The sequence below is a fragment of the Acinetobacter sp. SH024 genome, from assembly GCF_000163635.1.
Classification (GTDB): Bacteria; Pseudomonadota; Gammaproteobacteria; order Pseudomonadales; family Moraxellaceae; genus Acinetobacter; species Acinetobacter pittii.
In genome coordinates, this window is record NZ_GG753600.1 from 864524 (window position 1) to 884572 (window position 20049).

Annotated in this window: 18 protein-coding genes and 1 pseudogene; 8 read left to right on the plus strand and 11 right to left on the minus strand. The window is 39.1% G+C overall.

Annotated elements, in window-relative coordinates:
• Together HMPREF0013_RS09970 and HMPREF0013_RS09975 are read right to left on the minus strand one after the other, a co-directional pair.
• Positions 1-140, minus strand: a 140-nt coding sequence (locus HMPREF0013_RS09970) for a helix-turn-helix domain-containing protein (RefSeq protein ID WP_236753751.1), incomplete at its 3' end; no start/stop codon positions are given.
• Between the two features lie 69 nt (positions 141-209).
• Complete coding sequence (locus HMPREF0013_RS09975; RefSeq protein WP_005802678.1) at positions 210-590, minus strand: hypothetical protein; 381 nt, start codon at positions 588-590, stop codon at positions 210-212.
• Between the two features lie 268 nt (positions 591-858).
• Between HMPREF0013_RS09975 and HMPREF0013_RS09980 the strand changes: the two genes are divergently transcribed.
• Positions 859-1353 (plus strand): CinA family protein, encoded by a 495-nt coding sequence (locus HMPREF0013_RS09980; RefSeq protein WP_002121541.1) that lies wholly within the window; start codon positions 859-861, stop codon positions 1351-1353.
• 50 nt (positions 1354-1403) lie between these two features.
• On the opposite strand, the gene clpB is transcribed toward HMPREF0013_RS09980, so the two are convergent.
• Positions 1404-3983: an ATP-dependent chaperone ClpB gene (gene clpB / locus HMPREF0013_RS09985; RefSeq protein ID WP_002121602.1), complete on the minus strand. Its 2580-nt coding sequence runs from the start codon at positions 3981-3983 to the stop codon at positions 1404-1406.
• 300 nt (positions 3984-4283) lie between these two features.
• On the opposite strand from clpB, the gene HMPREF0013_RS09990 reads away from it, so the two are divergent.
• The gene (locus HMPREF0013_RS09990; protein ID WP_002121535.1) at positions 4284-5093 is read left to right on the plus strand and encodes a M23 family metallopeptidase; all 810 of its coding nucleotides are present in this window, start codon (positions 4284-4286) and stop codon (positions 5091-5093) included.
• On the opposite strand, the gene HMPREF0013_RS09995 is transcribed toward HMPREF0013_RS09990, so the two are convergent.
• The 3 genes from HMPREF0013_RS09995 to HMPREF0013_RS24415 all read right to left on the minus strand — a co-directional run bounded on the left by HMPREF0013_RS09995 (position 5090) and on the right by HMPREF0013_RS24415 (position 6232).
• Positions 5090-5515 (minus strand): GNAT family N-acetyltransferase, encoded by a 426-nt coding sequence (locus tag HMPREF0013_RS09995; RefSeq protein WP_005802684.1) that lies wholly within the window; start codon positions 5513-5515, stop codon positions 5090-5092. The two genes, HMPREF0013_RS09990 and HMPREF0013_RS09995, sit on opposite strands and share 4 nt — an antisense overlap.
• 96 nt (positions 5516-5611) lie before the next feature.
• Positions 5612-6034: an OsmC family protein gene (locus HMPREF0013_RS10000; protein WP_002121528.1), complete on the minus strand. Its 423-nt coding sequence runs from the start codon at positions 6032-6034 to the stop codon at positions 5612-5614.
• A gap of 78 nt (positions 6035-6112) precedes the next feature.
• Complete coding sequence (locus HMPREF0013_RS24415; protein ID WP_002121587.1) at positions 6113-6232, minus strand: hypothetical protein; 120 nt, start codon at positions 6230-6232, stop codon at positions 6113-6115.
• Positions 6233-6472: 240 nt separating this feature from the next.
• Between HMPREF0013_RS24415 and crp the strand changes: the two genes are divergently transcribed.
• Together crp and HMPREF0013_RS10010 are read left to right on the plus strand one after the other, a co-directional pair.
• Positions 6473-7180 (plus strand): cAMP-activated global transcriptional regulator CRP, encoded by a 708-nt coding sequence (gene crp / locus HMPREF0013_RS10005; RefSeq protein ID WP_005070320.1) that lies wholly within the window; start codon positions 6473-6475, stop codon positions 7178-7180.
• Between the two features lie 159 nt (positions 7181-7339).
• Complete coding sequence (locus HMPREF0013_RS10010) at positions 7340-8389, plus strand: NADP(H)-dependent aldo-keto reductase (RefSeq protein ID WP_002121558.1); 1050 nt, start codon at positions 7340-7342, stop codon at positions 8387-8389.
• Between the two features lie 54 nt (positions 8390-8443).
• On the opposite strand, the gene HMPREF0013_RS10015 is transcribed toward HMPREF0013_RS10010, so the two are convergent.
• The 5 genes and pseudogenes from HMPREF0013_RS10015 to HMPREF0013_RS10030 form a co-directional block, all read right to left on the minus strand.
• Positions 8444-9223, minus strand: coding sequence for a M48 family metallopeptidase (locus tag HMPREF0013_RS10015; protein ID WP_002121572.1), 780 nt, complete (start codon positions 9221-9223; stop codon positions 8444-8446).
• 115 nt (positions 9224-9338) lie between these two features.
• Positions 9339-9655, minus strand: a pseudogene (locus tag HMPREF0013_RS0105195) (hypothetical protein).
• Positions 9656-9777: 122 nt separating this feature from the next.
• Positions 9778-11097, minus strand: a complete 1320-nt coding sequence (locus HMPREF0013_RS10020) for an adenylosuccinate synthase (protein WP_002121613.1) — start codon at positions 11095-11097, stop codon at positions 9778-9780.
• A 63-nt stretch (positions 11098-11160) separates the two neighbouring features.
• A complete protein-coding gene (locus HMPREF0013_RS10025; RefSeq protein WP_002121550.1) occupies positions 11161-12327 on the minus strand; it encodes an ATP phosphoribosyltransferase regulatory subunit in 1167 nt (388 codons plus the stop codon).
• Positions 12328-12638: 311 nt separating this feature from the next.
• On the minus strand, positions 12639-13658 hold the full coding sequence (locus tag HMPREF0013_RS10030; RefSeq protein WP_002121544.1) for a type I glyceraldehyde-3-phosphate dehydrogenase: 1020 nt from the start codon (positions 13656-13658) through the stop codon (positions 12639-12641).
• Positions 13659-13927: 269 nt separating this feature from the next.
• Between HMPREF0013_RS10030 and alaS the strand changes: the two genes are divergently transcribed.
• The 4 genes from alaS (at position 13928) to HMPREF0013_RS10050 (ending at position 20014) form a co-directional block, all read left to right on the plus strand.
• On the plus strand, positions 13928-16564 hold the full coding sequence (gene alaS / locus HMPREF0013_RS10035) for an alanine--tRNA ligase (RefSeq protein ID WP_005802693.1): 2637 nt from the start codon (positions 13928-13930) through the stop codon (positions 16562-16564).
• 286 nt (positions 16565-16850) lie between these two features.
• Positions 16851-18056, plus strand: a complete 1206-nt coding sequence (locus HMPREF0013_RS10040) for a tyrosine-type recombinase/integrase (protein ID WP_002121611.1) — start codon at positions 16851-16853, stop codon at positions 18054-18056.
• 161 nt (positions 18057-18217) lie between these two features.
• On the plus strand, positions 18218-18712 hold the full coding sequence (locus HMPREF0013_RS10045; protein WP_001289330.1) for a LexA family protein: 495 nt from the start codon (positions 18218-18220) through the stop codon (positions 18710-18712).
• Between the two features lie 3 nt (positions 18713-18715).
• Entirely contained in the window at positions 18716-20014 is a 1299-nt protein-coding gene (locus tag HMPREF0013_RS10050) for a Y-family DNA polymerase (RefSeq protein WP_002121526.1), read from the plus strand.
• Positions 20015-20049 lie beyond the last annotated feature (35 nt).

The window sequence follows — 20049 nt, forward strand, 5'->3', positions numbered from 1 at the left end:
GTGTTATCAGAAGCATATCGAGCTTGATAAACGTCATTGATGCTATTTCTTTTAAGCTCACGATAGATCGTACTAGGATGTCTTTTAATGAGTTCAGCAAATTTTCTGGCTGAAAAGCCTTCTTTTCTTGACTCAAGCATTAATGCAGTACGATCTTCAAAGTTAAGATGATGGTATGACAATTTTATATACTCCATAAACCCTTTAAATTAATTAGGTGGTTTATGTCGCACTTCAAGTTTTACTCTGCCAAGTAATGCCATCATTTCCAGTTTCTTCTTTTCTTTACTATCGATAACATGGTTTTGTTTTTGTTCTTGATAAGGTGAAAGTACACTTGTTCTAAGTGCATCCCATCGAACTTGCTGTAAATAATTATCACCTAACACCTGACGTGCTTGTTGTTGTTCTATCATTGGTTTCTTAGCATCGTCTTGAGCTTTCGCAATAATCACAGGTAAAGCTGCATTTACTGCCCCTGTTTGTGTTGCTAAGGCCCCTTCACTTAGAGGCTGCGCACCCCATACGTTAATTGGTATCAGTATAATACAACCTAAAATACACAGCGCAGGTCCTTGTTTATTGTTCATTGCATTTATCCTAAATTGTTATTGTTCGTTATATCGAACAAAATTAACAATTTTTTAAACATGTCGCAATGTTATAAATAGACTTCCCGACAATTAACATTGATCATTTTAAAACCTGAACTATTACACAAGCATTTAGTGAATATTCAAGTTGTTTTATAGATTTTTATCTCAGACTTGTACGACACTGCTAAATCACTTACTGTAATTTTATAATTTATCTGTAAATCGATTCTATTTATAAATAAACACCATTCGAGGTGAAATAATGCTTCAGCAGTGCTGCCAACTATTAGAAGATCGCCAGCTCAAAATTGCTTTTATTGAAAGTGCGAGTTCGGGTTATTTAACAAGTCAGTTTTCTATTCATAAAAATAGTGGTGCAGATATTTTACTGGGTGGCTTAGTTAGCTACGACCCAAGCATTAAAATTAGTATTTTAAATATCGATCCAAAGTTAATAGAGACTTACACAGCAGAGTCACCTCAAGTCACCGAGGAAATGTGTAGGCTGGGTCAAAGCTTATTTCAACAAGCTGATATTATTGTCAGTTGTACTGGGCTATTAAAATCTGGCGGAAGTGAAACCCCAGAAAAACCTGTGGGCACCTTTTTTATTTGCATTTCTTACCAACAACATATTTATCATTATCGTTATTTTTTATCTGGTCACTCAGAACAAAAGTTAAAGACATTAACTCAGAAAGTTTCAGATGCCATAATTGCTTTACTCACATCAACCATAAAAACTGATTCACCATAAAAAAAGAGAATATGTTTCCATATTCTCTTTTCGGTTTTAGCAGACAAAGCTTAGCTGAGTTTCATTTTATCGAAGACTAAATGCCCATTTTCGCCTTTAACTAGAATAGTATCACCTGCAACAAAATCACCCGACAAGATTTTTTGTGCTAATGTGTTTTCAATCTGTTGTTGAATAGCACGTTTTAATGGACGCGCGCCATAGACAGGATCGAAACCAGCATCAATCAATAAATCAAAAGCGGTATCATCTACAGTTAGACTCATGTCACGATCAACAAGACGCGAACGTAATCGATCCAACTGAATATCGGCAATACCACGAATTTGTGCTTTTTTGAGTGAATGGAAAATCACAAGCTCATCAATCCGGTTAATAAATTCCGGACGGAAATGCTGACTTACCGCATTCATTACAATGGTACGCACTTCATCGTCTGTTGCTCCCTCACCTAGCTCACGTACATCTTGTGAACCTAAGTTCGAAGTCATCACAATTACCGTATTTTTAAAGTCTACTACTCGACCTTGTGAATCGGTTAAGCGGCCATCGTCCAATACCTGGAGCAAGATATTGAATACATCTGGATGTGCTTTTTCAACCTCATCAAACAACACCACACTATATGGCTTACGGCGAACAGCTTCAGTTAAAACACCACCTTCTTCATAACCGACATATCCTGGAGGTGCACCAACCAAACGGCTAACAGAATGTTTCTCCATGAATTCACTCATGTCGATACGAATCATGGCATCATCACTGTCAAACAAGAAGTTAGCTAAAGCTTTAGTCAACTCTGTTTTACCAACACCTGTTGGACCCAAGAACAAGAATGATCCACTTGGACGATTCGGGTCAGACAAACCGGCACGTGAACGGCGTACTGCATTAGACACTGCAACAACTGCTTCATCTTGCCCTACAACACGGTCATGTAAAAACTCTTCCATATTAAGAAGTTTTTCACGCTCGCCTTGCATCATTTTAGCAACCGGGATACCTGTCGCAGCACTAACAACTTCGGCAATTTCATTTTCAGTCACTTTAGTACGAATGAGTTTTGGCTCTTCGTTCTCTTCTGCAACTTCATCTTGCTCCAGTTGTTTTTGTAACTCTGGAATTACACCATACTGTAAACGTGCTGCTTCAGCCAAATCGCCTTCACGCTGAGCTTTCTCAAAAGCAATACGTGCTTTATCAAGTTCCACCTGAGCCTGTTTAGTACCTTCTACCAAAGTTTTTTCAGACTTCCAGATTTCTTCAAGATCGTTGTATTCTTTCTCGACTTCAGCAATCTGTTTTTCAAGATGAGTGACTTCAGCTTTACTGCCGACATCTTCATCTTTTTTCACAGCTTCCAATTGCATTTTCAACTGGATTAAACGACGATCGAGCTTATCGAGTGCTTCAGGTTTAGAGTCAATCTCCATTTTTATACGAGAAGCTGCCTCATCAATCAAATCAATTGCCTTGTCTGGTAATTGACGATCAGTGATGTAACGATGAGACATTTTCGCCGCAGCAATAATCGCAGAGTCTAAAATTTGCACACCATGGTGAGTGGCATATTTTTCTTTGAGTCCACGTAAAATTGCAATCGTATCTTCAACACTTGGCTCATCAACTAGCACTTTTTGGAAACGACGCTCTAAAGCTGCATCTTTTTCAATATATTGACGATATTCATCTAAGGTGGTCGCACCCACACAGCGCAATTCACCACGAGCCAACGCAGGTTTTAACATATTACCTGCATCCATCGCGCCATCACCTTTACCTGCACCTACGAGTGTATGTAACTCATCAATAAACAGGATGATTTCGCCTTCGTGTTTTGCCAAGTCTTTTAAAACAGCTTTTAAACGTTCTTCAAACTCACCACGATATTTAGCACCAGCCAGTAATGAACCTAAGTCGAGGGATAAAACACGTTTATTTTTTAATCCCTCTGGCACTTCACCATTCACAATACGCTGTGCCAAACCTTCAACAATAGCGGTTTTACCTACGCCCGGCTCACCAATAAGAACAGGGTTGTTTTTGGTACGACGCGATAACACCTGAATGGTACGGCGAATTTCATCGTCACGCCCAATGACAGGATCAAGTTTTCCAGATAAAGCACGCTCTGTTAAATCAATCGTATATTTATTAAGTGAGTCACGTTGGTCTTCGTGATTATTACTCATGACTTTGTCATTACCTCGAATATGTTCAATTACTTTGCGTAAGCTGTCGGGAGTTACACCTACCGCACTTAAAATACTTTTAGTTTCGCCGGTCTCTGCCAAACCTAATAAAACCCAGTCAGTTGATAAAAATTCATCACCTGCCTTTTGCGCATATCTGTCTGCCAGATTAAGTGCTTTCACAGCTTCTGGGTTTAAGTTGACATCACCCGTTGGATTGGCAATTGTCGGCGCATCTTTTATAGCTTGCTCAAGCTTTTGTTTAAGTTCAGGTAACCGTGCACCTGCTTGTTGCAACAAACTAATATTTGATGGCTCTTCTAACAAGGTAGACAAAATATGAATACCTGCGATAGCGGTATGGTCTTTACCCATCGCTAAAGATTGAGCATCTGAGAGGGCTTGCTGCAAGCGGTTTGTAAATTTCTCAAAACGCATTCTTGTTATTCCTCACAACAAATTTGTACTTGTCTAATAGATGGGAACACTTCTTCGAATTTCAAATAAATTTTTATATATTTTTCATAATGTTATAAAAATAACAGTGAGTAAAACTCCATTATAATATGGGATTGTTTTGTATATATTTCAAGTACAGTTCAGCTACATTTTATTAAAATGCTTGAATATTTAGATTCATGCTTATTCTTACTACGCTTTTCACAAAGTCTTCATTGAGAATTTAGTAATTAAGCTTTAGTTTATCTTGCTAGTTTCCTACTCGTTTTGAAATGAAAAATGCACTTTAAACATATTATATTAACAACAACTTGTCTTTTTACTTCGGCACTGGCAATCGCTCAGCTCCCCCAAGACTCTAGACGACCTGGTGGAATTGCAGTTGTTCCTCTAACTACTGATATTACTCAGGTCACTTTTCAACAAAAGCCTGTTTTAATTAGCCAAGAAGGTCAGCAACGTTATGCCGTGCTTGGCATTCCATTATCTACTCCAATCGGCAGTATTCAACTCGACACAAATAAAGCCCCGATTCAAATAGAAGTTAAGTCTTATCCTTACGCAGAACAACGGATTAAAGTCACGAACCAAGATTATGTGAACCCTAACCAAAGTCAATTAGACCGCTACGCTCAAGAAGCAAAAGAACAAAATGATGTGTATACCTCATTTACACAGAGCTCATGGCAAACCCTACCTACATTTATACGCCCGACTTCAGGGAAATTTAGCAACTCTTTTGGAAGAAAACGCTTCTTTAACGGCGAGGAACGCGCGCCTCACTCAGGTCTAGATATTCCTGCGCCAGTAGGGCAAAAAGTTGTTGCTCCCGCAGATGGTGTGGTTATCCAAACTGGATCTTATTTTTTTAATGGACAAACCGTGTTGATTGATCATGGCCAAGGCTTAGTCAGCATGTTCTGCCATTTAAGCGCAATTAAAGTAGAGAACGGCCAACATATCCGCCAAGGAGAAACACTAGGTTTAGTAGGCAAAACAGGACGCGTGACAGGCCCTCATCTGCATTGGGGCATGAGCCTTAATAATGCTCGGGTAGATCCTCAGCTTTTTCTAAATACAGCTCGTTAATTTAAAGCTTTACGAAAATACTTTGGCGCTTCGACATAGCCTTCTCTTAGGTAAAATTGATGTGCCAAAGGTCTTTGCATTCCTGAATGCAGTTCCATTCGATCACACCCTCGGCGTCTGGCTTGTTGCTCAGCCTCCTTTACGAGTAAATGCCCTACACCTTTGCTACGCATATTCTCATCAACACACAGATAGCATATTTTGGCAAAGTCACCTTGTAAGGCAATTTGCGGAATAAAGTAGAGAGATAAAAAACCATAAATTTTACCCCTCTCTTCAGCAATCAAAATTTGTGAGTTAGCGTCATTATGGAGTATCTCAAATTTTTCTTGAATAAGAGCAAAAGGCTGTGGGTATCCCATCTGTTTAAGTAGATCACATATAGCTTGAGTATCTTTTGATTTAGCAGAACGAATATTCACTTTCATTCTTCCTTTTATTTTTTAGTTATTTTTGACAATAAAAAAAGCCAACTCTCATGTCAGCTTTTTTTAATTTCTAGTTATCAAAAAAAGGCCTTATTCCGCTTCAATAATTTCGAAGTCATGTGTAATTTCAACACCACCATCGGAAAGCATTTTACTTGCTGAACAATATTTCTCGGCAGACAATTCAACTGCTTTTGCAACCTGCTTTTCTTTCACAGCTTTACCAGTTACCACAAAATGTAAGTGGATTTTAGTAAACACAGCCGGAATTGCGTCAGCGCGCTCAGCTTTTAAATTACATACAACATTCGTCACATCTTGGCGAGATTTCTTTAAAATAGTCACAATATCAAACGAAGCACACCCACCAAGTCCCATTAATATCAGTTCCATAGGACGTGGACCACGGTTTTCACCACCATACTCAGGTGAGCCGTCCATGATGACACTATGCCCACTATCCGATTTCGCTTCAAAAGCAACATTCTCTAGCCAATGTACACTTGTTTGCATTGCAACTACCCAAAAAAAATTATAAATTTAAGCAGGGTCTGTTGACATTTCATCTATGGATTGCGTTATAGCTAAAAATTAATCCAAATAAGACGCAAAACCCAGACAATGGCAATCCTTTGTCCAGTTTTGTAATAAAGTTTGTGAAATTTCAGCCATAATCTGAGTTGCAATTAAAGCAGCGCAGGCATAGCGCAAGACCAAGTTATTTTGTACGTTCCGTTGTTAAGATCTATTTATTTAGAATGGCTAAATTTCATAGTTCTTATTTGGTACGTCTAAAAGAATTGTCTTATGTTGCAACCATCTGTGAAATGTCAACAGGCCCTTGTTTTGTACACTAACATAAAATGAGTTGATAAGGAATTTCATCTCTTCTGTGTAATAGCTCATCTCGAGCTTGTGTGAATTGTTTACCCTATTCGGAACATATTAAGCATGACTTCAAATTTTTCACAACTCAGCACAGATGCTTTATCTCCGGGGCAACTACCTGAATCCGTTAAAGCATTGTTAAAACGTGCTCACATCAACAGATATCCAAAACGAACCACAATTGTTGATGCCGGAACAGAGTCAAAATCTTTATATTTAATTTTAAAAGGCTCAGTTTCAATTATTTTGCGTGAAGATGATGAACGTGAAATTGTTGTTGCGTATTTAAATCCGGGCGATTTCTTTGGGGAAATGGGGCTTTTCGAACCGAACCCTCAACGTACAGCCGAAGTTCGAACTCGTGATGTCTGTGAAATTGCAGAGATCTCTTATGACAACTTCCACGAACTTAGCAAACAATACCCAGACTTAAGCTATGCTGTTTTTGCACAATTAGTTCGCCGTCTAAAAAATACGACTCGTAAAATGACAGATCTTGCGTTCATTGATGTGTCTGGCCGTATTGCACGTTGTTTAATCGATCTATCTTCTCAACCAGAAGCAATGATTTTGCCAAACGGTCGTCAAATTCGCATTACTCGTCAAGAAATTGGCCGTATTGTTGGATGTTCGCGTGAGATGGTTGGCCGTGTACTCAAAACCTTAGAAGATCAAGGTATGATCCAAACTGATGGTAAAGCCATTCTTATTTTTGATGCATCATTAGAAGAAAACACTGTTTCTGATGATGACTACGACGATGAAGAATAATATTCATTAAATTTTTAATAAAAAGCAAACTTCGGTTTGCTTTTTTTATATGCAACAATGAGTTAATACACAAAACTTACAAACTATTCTAATTTTATGATTTAAGTTGAATACATATTCTCCATTAGGCTAACTCAAAATTTCCAAGGATTCCGCTGTATGCAATTTAACCCACTTAGTCGCACAGGCCTTAAACTTCCAGAAATTTGTTTAGGCACCATGACATTTGGTGAGCAAAACTCCCAACAAGAAGCTTTTGAACAACTCAATTACGCCTTGGCACATGGTTTATATTTTTGGGATACGGCAGAGATGTATTCCGTTCCACCAAAACCTGAAACTTATGGCGCAACTGAAACGATTATTGGCAATTGGTTTGCCCAAAATGGACAACGTGACAAAGTCTTTCTCGCATCTAAAATTGCAGGTCCTGGCTTTGGAGGAACACACATCCGAGAAGGCAATACACGCTTTAACAGTGACCATATTGCCAAAGCTCTAGATGGATCACTTAAACGCCTCCAAACGGACTATATCGACCTTTATCAACTGCATTGGCCTGAACGTCATACTAACTTTTTTGGTACGCTCGCTTATGGTAATCAGCAAGCTGAAAATGATTACGACACAACACCTCTAGAAGAAACATTACTTGCTCTACAAGAAGAGATTAATCGCGGACGCATTCGCTATATTGGTTTATCAAATGAAACCCCGTGGGGCACCATGAAATTTTTACATTTGGCCGAAAAGCTAGGTGTCAGTAAATTTGTAAGTGTTCAAAACCCATATAGCCTGCTTAACCGCACTTATGAAATAGGTATGTCAGAAATTGCTAAATATGAAGATGTCGGCTTGCTCGCCTACTCTCCTCTGGCTTTTGGTTACTTAACGGGTAAGTTTAGAAATGGTGCGCGTCCCGCCAATGCTCGTGTAACACTATTCCCTCGCTTTAGCCGCTACAGCAACCCTCAAAGCGAATGGGCGACTGAACAATACGCACAGCTAGCAGAAAAGCATGGGCTAAGCTTAACTCAAATGGCCTTAGCTTTTATTAAGCAACAATTCTTTGTGACCAGCACAATTATTGGTGCCACTAATTTAGATCAACTCAAAGAAAATATTCAGGCATTTGAGATTGAACTACCAAGTGAAGTTCTAAAAGGTATTGAGGCCATCCATACCCAACAGCCCAACCCTGCTCCTTAAATAAAAAACGGATGCTTAAGCATCCGTTTTCTTTATCTATATAAAATTTATATCTTATTTACGGCTATTATAAACTGCCATTGCCGCAGGTAAGTTTTTACGCATATCACCAATACGTTGTGAGTTAGATGGGTGAGTAGACAAGAATGATGAACCACCGCCACCTTCAAGCTTATTCATTTTTTCCCAAAGTGTAATCGCTGCATTTGGATTATAGCCTGCGCGCGCCATCAACATTAAACCACCTTGGTCAGCACGACTTTCCAAGCTACGAGAATATGGTAAGCCCACACCCACTTGTGTACCTAACTGAGCGGCAGCAGTACCAAGCTGGCCTACGTTATTACCCGCATAGCTTAAACCGATGCCTAGAGCTAAATCAGTTAAAGCTTGTGCACCGATTTTACTTTTTGCATGCTCTTCTAAAGCATGTGTCATTTCATGTCCCATAACAGCTGCAATTTCAGCATCTGTCAGGTTCAATTTATTCACAATACCTGTATAGAACACTACCTTGCCACCAGGTGCAACGTAAGCATTAATCGTATCTGATTTCAACACCGCTAACTGCCAACTAAATGGTTGACCAGTCTGATTCATCTGGTTAGCATATGGTTTTAAACGGTTGAATACAGCATTAATACGGTTATATGTACTAGAGCTTGTATCGAGAGCACCCTTACCACGTGCTTCCTGCACCATCTTATTAAAACCTTGAGCAGATTGAGCATTTAAGGTTGCAGTATCTGCACCAGCCATGTCCGCCACTGTTGCACAGCCAGAAATGGTCATCACACTTGCTGCACACAAGCTTAAAAAGAGTTTTTTATTCATAACACGGATCACCTAAATCGATAAAAAGCTGTTTATTCTTTTGCACTTATTATAAGAAATACCACTCATGCTTTGAATGTCTCATTTCTTCATGATCATAGTATTTATGTAACGATCAAGTAGATAAAGTCATCAAATAAATCCAGAAAATTAAACAAATTACATTTAACCCCAAATAAACATGACTTAAGGTTTTAACTTTCTCTTCAAGATTAGGACTTTCTCGTTTCCAGAGTAAATAACTATTTTGTATGAGTACTACAGGAATTAACACACATGCGAACAAAACCGACAAGCTCATAAAAGCGGTCATAAAGAAATCTTCATGATATTCCTGTCCATAAATAACCAACATCGCCAGCGTGGGTGAACCACCAATAGCAAATAAAAAAGAATAAAAATTGTTTTTGAAATAGTTGGTTGCAGCTTCATCCTGAGCCCATCCTTCCTTATCTATATATAACGTTTTAATCTGAATCTAATAAAACGAAAACTGCACTTTAGTCGGGTATAAAAAAAGCCCCCTTTCAGGAGGCCTTTTTAATCTTTGCTAATTAAGCAGAGAATGGATGACGTAAAACAATTGTTTCTGCACGATCTGGACCAGTTGAAACGATATCAATCGGACATTCGATTAATTGTTCAATACGCTTAACATAAGCCAAAGCATTTGCTGGTAATTGATCGATACTAGTTAAACCAACAGTCGACTCGCTCCAACCAGGCATAGTTTCATAGATTGGCTTCAAGCATTCAAAAGAAACTGCATCTGAAGAACCTACACAACCTGAATCTGTATTTTCATAACCTACACAGATTTTTACTTCTTCCAAACCATCTAAAACGTCAAGTTTAGTTAAGCAAATACCTGAAAGTGAGTTTACATCTACAGAACGGCGAAGAATTTCAGCATCAAACCAACCACAACGACGTTGACGGCCAGTAGAAGCACCAAATTCATGACCAACTGTACCTAGGTGTTTACCAATCGGATCACCAGAATCAGCAGCTGCATCGTAAACCAATTCAGTTGGGAATGGACCAGCACCTACACGTGTTGTATAAGCTTTAGTAATACCTAATACATAATCAAGATGTAAAGGCCCCATACCTGAACCAGAGCTTACGCCACCAGCAGTTGTATTTGAACTTGTAACATACGGATAAGTACCGTGGTCGATGTCTAGAAGTGAGCCTTGAGCTCCTTCAAACATTACAGCCTTACCTTCTTTGCGATAGTCATGCAATACTTTAGTCACATCAATCACTAATGGAGCAAGCACTTCACGCCATTGGTTGCAAAGAGCCAATACATCTTCAAATTTAACAGCTTCTACACCGTAGAACTGAGTTAACTGGAAGTTATGTAACTCAAGCATTTCTTGGAGTTTTTCTTCAAGCGCTGCACCACCACGAACAAGGTCAGCAACACGCACTGCACGGCGAGCCACTTTATCTTCGTATGCAGGACCAATACCACGACCTGTAGTACCGATTTTAGCATTACCACGTTTTTTCTCACGTGCCTGATCAAGTGCAATGTGGTTAGGCAAAATGAGTGGACAGTTTGGAGAAATACGTAGACGTTCTTTAACAGGAACACCTTCCGCTTCCAAAATTCCCATTTCTTCAATTAACGCGGCTGGTGAAAGTACTACACCATTACCAATTAAGCACAATACGTTTTCACGTAAAATGCCTGATGGAATGAGGTGCAATACAGTCTTTTTACCACCTACGACAAGAGTATGACCTGCGTTATGTCCGCCTTGATAACGTACTACCGCAGCCGCCTGATCTGTGAGCAGGTCGACGATTTTACCTTTACCTTCGTCGCCCCATTGGGTACCAAGTACCACAACATTTTTGCCCATAATAGCCTCATTACATCATGCTGTTAAAATTGGAAACCACCAGTAAAAATTTACCGTTGGCGATTAAATCTTTTTAATATTCCATTGTCCATTTTGCGACACGAGTTGATGGGTCGCATATGGAATAGAACTTAAATCATCATTACCTAACAATTGAACCACACGTAAACCTTGAGCACGTGCATTCGAAATTGCTGAGAGTAAATCCTGTTCTGAGCCTTTTGGAGCAACAACAGTTTCGATTTCCGCGAACTGATTTGCACCTAAGGCATATAAATCACAACTAAAGCCAGTAGCAGGACGTGCGCGGCCAAAGTGCTCACCAATACCATCATAACGGCCACCCTGTGCTAAAGGCGCAGCTCGATTCGGTGCATAGACCGCATACATTAAGCCAGTGTGATAGTGATAACTACGTAGCTCTACAACATCAATACCGATATTGAGATTTGGCCAACGGCCTTTAATTTGCGCAAGTGTCGTTTTAAGTGCATCTAATGCTGACTTAAATTCAGCATCTTGTAAGATGTTTGCACTTAAATTCGCCTGCAATGCTTCTAGATCACTAGAATAGCGGCCAAGTGCATAGAAATCAGAACCCATATTGAGGTTTTGAGTAAATTCAGCTAACTCTGGTAACGCTTTTCTTTGATAAAGATCTGAAAGCTCATGCTCTTCATTTTTTGACAGTCCAGCACATTTTACTAAACTGCGGAACAACCCTACATGACCCAAATCTAAATGCGCGCCTTGTAAAGTATAGATGTTCTCGATCAACCCCAGCATAACATCGACCATTTCGACATCAGCTTCGATACTGTCATGCCCGTATAACTCTGCACCTAATTGTAGAGGTGCACGTGTGGCATTAAAATTTTGTGGTTTAGTATGTAATACAGTCCCTGAATAACAGTAACGTGCAACACCTTCAACTGGTCTTACATGTGCATCGATACGTGCAACTTGTGGCGTCATATCAGCACGAACACCGAGTAAACGGCCTGAGAGCTGATCAATGACCTTAAAAGTTACTAAATCTAAGTCTTGATTTGATTCTGATAATGAAGACAACGATTCGATGTATTCGATAAATGGTGTATATACCAATTGATAACCTCGTACCGCGAGGAAATCTAAAGCTTCACGGCGAAGTTTTTCAATGACTTGCGCCTGTTCCGGCAATACATCTGCTACCCCGTCAGGCAGCAACCATGTCTCTGAAATGGTCATATTTCAAGCCTAAAATCTGATCAACGTGGAACGACCCCACATAAAAAAATCGGGAACACACCCGATTTCTCTTAGTGTAGCATGATACTTTGTGCCATGCACCTGACAATTTGCATAAATCTTTCTTAATAAACTCTAAAGTCAAAAAGAAGATTTCATGAATTAACAATAATATTCAATACCTTATTCTCATTCACTCATATCATAGACAAAAGTTCTTCGACCAAAGAATGGGCCAATATCTGAGCTATCTCCTTGTTGCCAATTAACCAGATTTAATCTTTGAATAGCTTTCTTAAGGTATTTTAAATTTAGAAAGAATCACACAGATCCAATAAACGATTTGCATAGCCCCATTCATTATCGTACCAAGCGAATACTTTAGCTTGATGGCCAACGACCATCGTCTGAGTTAAATCAACGATGAGTGAATAAGGTGAATGATTGAAATCACTCGAAACTAATGGCTCATCTGTTACCGCCATAATTTCTGCATAGTCTGTTTGAGATGCTTTAATTAGTATTTCATTAATGTGATGCACAGTAATTGGAGATTGCGCGATAAAAGTTAAGTCAATTGCCGCCACATTAATAGTTGGTACACGAATTGAATAACCATCAATACGGTCTTCCATTTTAGGCATAACACGCTTTAATGCGCCGAGTGCACTAGATGTGGTCGGGATAATATTTTGCCCTGAAGCTCTAGCACGACGTAAATCACGATGTGCGTGGTCAAGAACAGATTGATCTGCTGTCACTGCATGAATTTCTGTCATAAGCGCAGTTTCAATACCGAAAGCATCATCAATGATTTTGACTAATGGAACTAAAGCTTGTGTAGTACATGAAACGCTTGATATGATCTGATCAGTCACTTTGACTTCATTATGGTTCACACCATAAACAATGGCTGCGTCAACATGATCAAAAGGTGCCGCCCCAATAATGACCCGCTTCGCCCCTGCTTGTAGATGACGTGTCGCATCCGCATGAGAACGGAACAGTCCTGTACACTCAAGTACCACATCGATATCTAAACTAGACCATGGTAAAAGTTCAGGTGGTTTCTGCTTTAAAACCTCAACTTTTAGCGTTCGTTGATTTGACTGAATATTCAAAAAAACTTTTTCATTTTCAATGAATATATCTACATTTCCATTGAAGCGGCCGTGCGTAGAATCATATTTAAATAAATGCACTAATGTCTGGACATCTGCTATATCGTTAATCGCCACGATTTCAAAATGAAATTGTTTTGGGCTTTCGAACCAGGCGCGTAAAACATTACGTCCAATCCGACCAAACCCATTAATGGCGATACGTTGCATGACCTATCCTTATCAACAAAACTACAAACTAAAGAAGGCATATAGTAAAGCACGTCAAGGCCAATTGAATATAGATTTTTAGCCAAATCACAGTTTTGTAAGATATTCCTTTTAAAATCGTTGGTTCGGTGGGGTTTTTCCGCTACAATTTAGCGTTTTTAAAAAATAAGCCCCGTATCACATGCAAGGTTTGGCATAAAACAAACAGGCATTGATACATTTAGCCAAATTCGAAAATATGGAGTGACTTGGTTGTGAGTACTCGTTTAATGACATCTGCTGAAATTCGTGAAGCATTTTTGCGCTACTTTGAAACGCAAGGGCATACACGTGTCGCGTCGAGTTCTCTTGTTCCTGCCAACGACCCAACTTTATTATTTACAAATGCTGGGATGAACCAGTTTAAAGACTGCTTTTTAGGTCTTGAGAAACGTGACTACGTGCGTGCAACTACATCTCAAAAATGTGTACGCGCTGGCGGTAAACACAATGACTTAGACAACGTTGGCTACACTGCACGTCACCATACATTCTTTGAAATGTTAGGTAATTTCTCATTCGGTGATTATTTCAAACGTGATGCGCTTAAATTCGCATGGGAATTTTTAACCAGCGAACAATGGCTTGCTTTACCAAAAGATAAACTTTATGCCACGGTTTACCACACCGATGACGAAGCTTACGACATCTGGAACAAAGAAATCGGTTTAGCGCCAGAACGTATTATCCGTATTGGTGATAATAAAGGCGAAAAATACGCATCTGACAACTTCTGGGCAATGGGTGATACTGGCCCATGTGGTCCATGTTCTGAAATTTTCTTTGACCATGGTGATCACATTTGGGGTGGTTTACCAGGCACACCTGAAGAAGACGGTGACCGTTTCATTGAAATCTGGAACAACGTTTTCATGCAGTTTAACCGTACTGCTGATGGCGTGCTTCACCCTCTCCCTGCTCCATCTGTTGATACAGGTATGGGACTAGAACGTATTTCTGCTGTATTGCAACATGTTAATTCAAACTACGATATTGACCTGTTCCAACACTTATTAAAAGCTGCTGCAAATATTATTGGTATTGAAGACCAAGGTCAGCCTTCTTTACGTGTTGTTGCAGACCATGCACGTTCATGTTGTTTCCTCATTGCTGATGGTGTAAACCCAAGTAATGAAGGTCGCGGTTATGTACTTCGCCGTATTATCCGCCGCGCCGTGCGTCACGGTAATAAACTTGGTGCAACTGGTACGTTCTTCTACAAAATGTTGCAACCTTTAATTGAAGTTATGGGTGATGCATATCCAGAGCTTGCAGCGCGTAAAGATGTGATTGAAGCAACTTTAATTCGTGAAGAAGAACAGTTTGCTAAAACACTTGAGCAAGGCTTAAAACTACTTGAAGGCGAGCTTGCTCAATTAAAAGATAAGACGATTCCTGGTGCCACTGTATTTAAACTTTACGACACTTACGGCTTCCCGACAGACTTAACTGCTGATATTGCACGTGAACGTGACTTTATTATTGATGAAGCTGGTTTTGAAGTAGAAATGGCAGCACAGCGTCAACGTGCTCGTGATGCTGGTAAGTTTGCAGTTGACTACAACAACATTGTAAAAGTTGAAGGCGAAACTCAGTTTGACGGTTACATCAACACCACTGGTCAAGGTCAAATTGTAGCGATCTACAAAGATGGCGTACAAGTTGATGAAGTTTCTGAAGGTGATGAAGCGCTTATCGTTTTAAACCAAACTCCTTTCTATGCTGAAAGTGGTGGTCAGATTGGCGACACTGGTATCTTCAAAAATGAAACTGGTATTTTTGAAGTTCAAGATACTAAAAAGTCAGGTGGTGCCTTTGTTCATCAAGGTATTGTGACCGTTGGTAGTCTTAAAGCCGATCAAAATGTTGAAGCGATTGTTAAAGCAGACATTCGTGAAGCAACTGCACGTAACCACTCTGCAACTCACCTATTACATGCTGCCCTTCGTCAAATCTTAGGTTCACATGTACAACAAAAAGGTTCTTTAGTTGCAAGCGATATCTTACGTTTCGACTTTGCTAATGACCAACCTGTAACTTTTGAACAGTTACAACAAGTTGAGCGCTTAGTGAATGCAGAAATTATTGCAAATAGTGCTGTAACAACCGAACTTCTTGATATCGAGGCTGCAAAAGCTAAAGGTGCCATGATGTTGTTCGGTGAAAAATATGGTGATGAAGTACGTGTACTTTCTATGGGTTCAATTATTGATGAGAAAAACTTCTCAATTGAACTTTGTGGTGGTATCCACGTTAAACGTACAGGTGATATTGGTTTATTCAAAATCACTTCTGAAGGTGGTGTAGCTGCTGGTGTACGTCGTATTGAAGCTGTTACAGGTACTAAAGCGCTAGATGTAGTACAAAAAACTGATGCTGATATCCAGCACATTAATGGCTTATTAAAAGCACAGAAAGACCAAACTGTTGAGCGTGTACAAGCCAATGTTGAATTGGTTTCTGCATTACAAAAGCAGATTGAACAGCTCAATCAGAAATTGGCAAACTTCCAAGCGTCAGAATTGATTGACCAGGTACAAACCATTGCTGGTCGTCAAACGCTTATTACCACTGTTCAAGGTGTAGATGCAAAATCACTTCGCAACTTACATGACAGTGTTAAATCGAAATTAGAGAATGCAATTATTGTGTTAGCTGGTGTAGAGGGTGACAAAGTCAGCCTACTTGCTTCAGTTGCATCACAATACACTGCAACTCTAAAAGCAGGTGACATCATCAAACATCTAGCAACCGAGTTAGGTGGTAAAGGTGGTGGTAAACCTGACTTAGCACAAGGTGGCGCGCCACTTAACGAGAAGTTTGGACAAGTTATCGCAGCATTGCCTGCATGGCTTGAACAAAAATAAGACTTCACTTTTTGTGTAACTGACCCTGAAAAGCCTCTCAGGGTCATGGCTTATATGGAACAACTATGGCATTAATCGTTCAAAAGAATTAATGCCATTTAGCCACTCTAAGACACACCAAGACAAAAACAACAATAAAAGCCTTATTTCTCAATATTTCCATCGTTTTTAATATAGACATACTAAGACATTTTAGGACAGAATAAGTCTCATTAATTATGTACACATTGGTGTACATATTAGTACTTATCTCTTACTTGACCAAAATTATGTACACAGGTGGACTATGGCTTTAACTGAAGTGTGGCTGAAAGCTAATAACGGCAAGGCACGTGATAAAGTTGAAGAAATAGCAGATCGGGACTCAATGAGTGTCAGAGTCTCACCTAAAGGTAAAATTGTTTTTCAGCTTCGGTACCGTTTTGCTGGAAAAGCCGAACGTTTAGACCTTGGTACCTACCCTCATATCTCTCTCAAAGATGCACGTATAAAAGCTAGTGAAATGCGTTCACTATTAGATAAGGGAATGAATCCTAAAGTTGAGGTTCGTGTACAGCAGCAAAAATACATCGATGCAAGCACATTTGAAGATGTCTTTAATGATTGGTATGAAAGTTATTGTCTAAAGAAGAAAACATCTGCCCAGCAAATTAAGAATACTTTTGAGCAGCATGTAATACCTGAAATCGGTGATTTACCAGTTGAGCGCATTACTCTGCAACAATGGTTAGCCTTACTTGAAGAATTAGCAGATGATGTACCTTCGATTGCAGATCGCGTATTAACGAATGCAAAACAGGTTCTAAAATGGGCCAAAAAAAGACAATTACTTGAGGTAAATGTTTTATCTGACATCTATGCCAAGGAAGATCTAGGTATAGAGCGAAACAGAGGAACAAGATTTCTTTCTGATGAAGAAATTAAGATGGTTTTGATGGCTATTGAAGAATCAAATATTTTGCCTAAAAACAAAATTTTCTTAAAACTATGTTTAATGTTTGGTTGTAGAAATGGCGAACTCAGAAAAGCTAAAAAGACTGATTTTGATTTAAATAGAAAAGTCTGGATCGTACCAGTAATCAACAACAAGACTGGTAAGAAAACTGGCCGTGAAATTATTCGCCCTATTTTGCCTGAAATGGAGGCATTAATTGTCGAGGCTTTTGAATACAGCACATGTGAGTACTTCTTAACTAATGACAGTGAAGCAACCCCTATGAGCCATGGTTCTTCAAATTCATTGCCTGGTTATGTAATGGAACGCCTTAGAAGACATCATGATTATCACATGAAACATTGGTCGCTTCATGATCTACGAAGAACTGCTCGTACTAATTTCAGTGCATTTACATCGCGTGATGTTGCACAACTCATGATTGGTCATGTAATGTCTGGTGAACAAGGTACTTATGATTATTATGAATATTTACCTCAGCAAACAGAAGCATATGCAAAGTGGTTGGATAAATTAAAGTCTCTAACCAATAATTAGGGTTTACCCTTTTAGAATTGCAGAATTTCCGACCAAATGCGCCAGATACTGCGTCAATTTTTGACTTCTACTTGTTTATCCACAGCTTTTTAAATTTGAATTTAAGCTCATCTCTAGAATATCATCTTGAATATGTTACAAAATCAAGCTAGGGGAAACATATGAGCGAAATTGCACCATCCATTATCCAGATAAAGCCTTATCTTACTCAAGGTATTGTTTTATCTGAGGCCTTATCAATCAAACAAGTTGTACCATCAACTCATCTACTTATCCCTTACGCATTAGAAAAAATAAATGCAGGCTTCCCAAGCCCAGCACAAGATTATGTAGATAAAGCTCTCGACATGAACGAGCACTTAATAAAAAATGAAACCGCTACGTTTATTGTGAAAGTTGCATCACTATCAATGCTCAATGCGGGTATAGATATTGATGATGAATTGATTGTAGATCGAAGTCTTGATGCCAAACACGGCGATATTGTTATTGCACTAATTGACAATGAATTCACAGTTAAACGTTTAATGATCGATGAAAAAGGTCAATGGCTTAAAGCAGAGAATCCTGAATATAAAAATATCTATCTACAAGAGGGCCAAGAACTAATTATCTGGGGCGTTGTCACTCATATCATCAAAATGACACGGCATTAATTCATGAAATATGAGAATAAAGTATTTTTTCTCATCGATGTAAATAACATGTACGTCTCATGTGAGAGAGTCTTTGACCCATCTTTGAATGATAAGCCTGTTATTGTGCTTAGCAATAACGATGGGTGCGCCGTTGCTCGTAGTAATGAATCAAAAGCTTTAGGCATTAAAATGGGTGTGCCTCTTTTTCAAGTTAAAGACATTGTTCAGCAACATAACGTAATCGTTCTTTCAAGCAACTATGCAATGTATGCAGAAATGTCACGGCGCTTTCACAAGATTCTTGGCTCATACGTTACTGAAGAAGAAGTTGAACCCTATTCTATTGATGAGTGCTTTGTTGATTTCACCGCTTATGAGAAGAACTTTGATTTAGAAAAAGTTGGTCAGCAAATGCGCCAACAAATTTGGAAATGGTTAGGCTTACCTGTCTGTGTCGGAATCGGCAGAAGTAAAACAGAAGCAAAGATCGCAAATCATATTGCAAAGAAAAACGCCGGCTTTAACAGCGTTTGCGATCTCGTTAATATGGATCCTTGCAATAAAGAATATTACTTCTCGCTTATCGACGTTTCTGAAGTTTGGGGCGTCGGCCGTAAGCACTCAAAAAAGTTGCAAAGCATGGGGATCAACACTGTTTTAGATCTCGCATGTGCAGAACCGCGCGAGATGCAAAAGAAATTTTCTATCGTCATGGCCAGAACTATTTACGAACTGCAAGGTATCTCATGCATTGAAATTGAAGACACCCCGCCATCAAAAAAACAAATTATTAAATCATGTTCCTTTGGAACAAAAGTTACCGAACTTATTGACCTACAAGAAGCAATAGCCATGCATGCACAAGAAGCATGTAAACGGTTGCGTGATGAAGAGTCACTATGTGGTTGTCTACTTGTATTTGTCCAATCAAGCCCATTTGACGATAGTGCGCCATTTTATAATAAGTCTATTACTGGCGCATTTTCACAGCCAACAGATAGTGCATTAGATTTCGTAAAAGCCGCAACAAAAATGGTTTCTCATATTTATAAAGAAGGTATTAAGTATAAAAAGTGCGGCGTGATATTAACTGGACTAGAACCGAAGGCTGGTCATACATATGACTTACTCACAGATTTTGAAGCTATAGAAAAGAAAGAACAATTGATGAAAACACTAGATAACGTACATACAAAATTTGGAAAGAAAAAACTCGGTATAAGTACGTGTTATGTGCCAGGTCGCAACTGGTCTATGTCACGGGATAAATTAAGCAGAAATCCTTTTTTGTGGGACGAACTGTTGACTATTAATAACTAGGGTGTGTTGACACTTTTCGCTTAAAAAAATAGCGA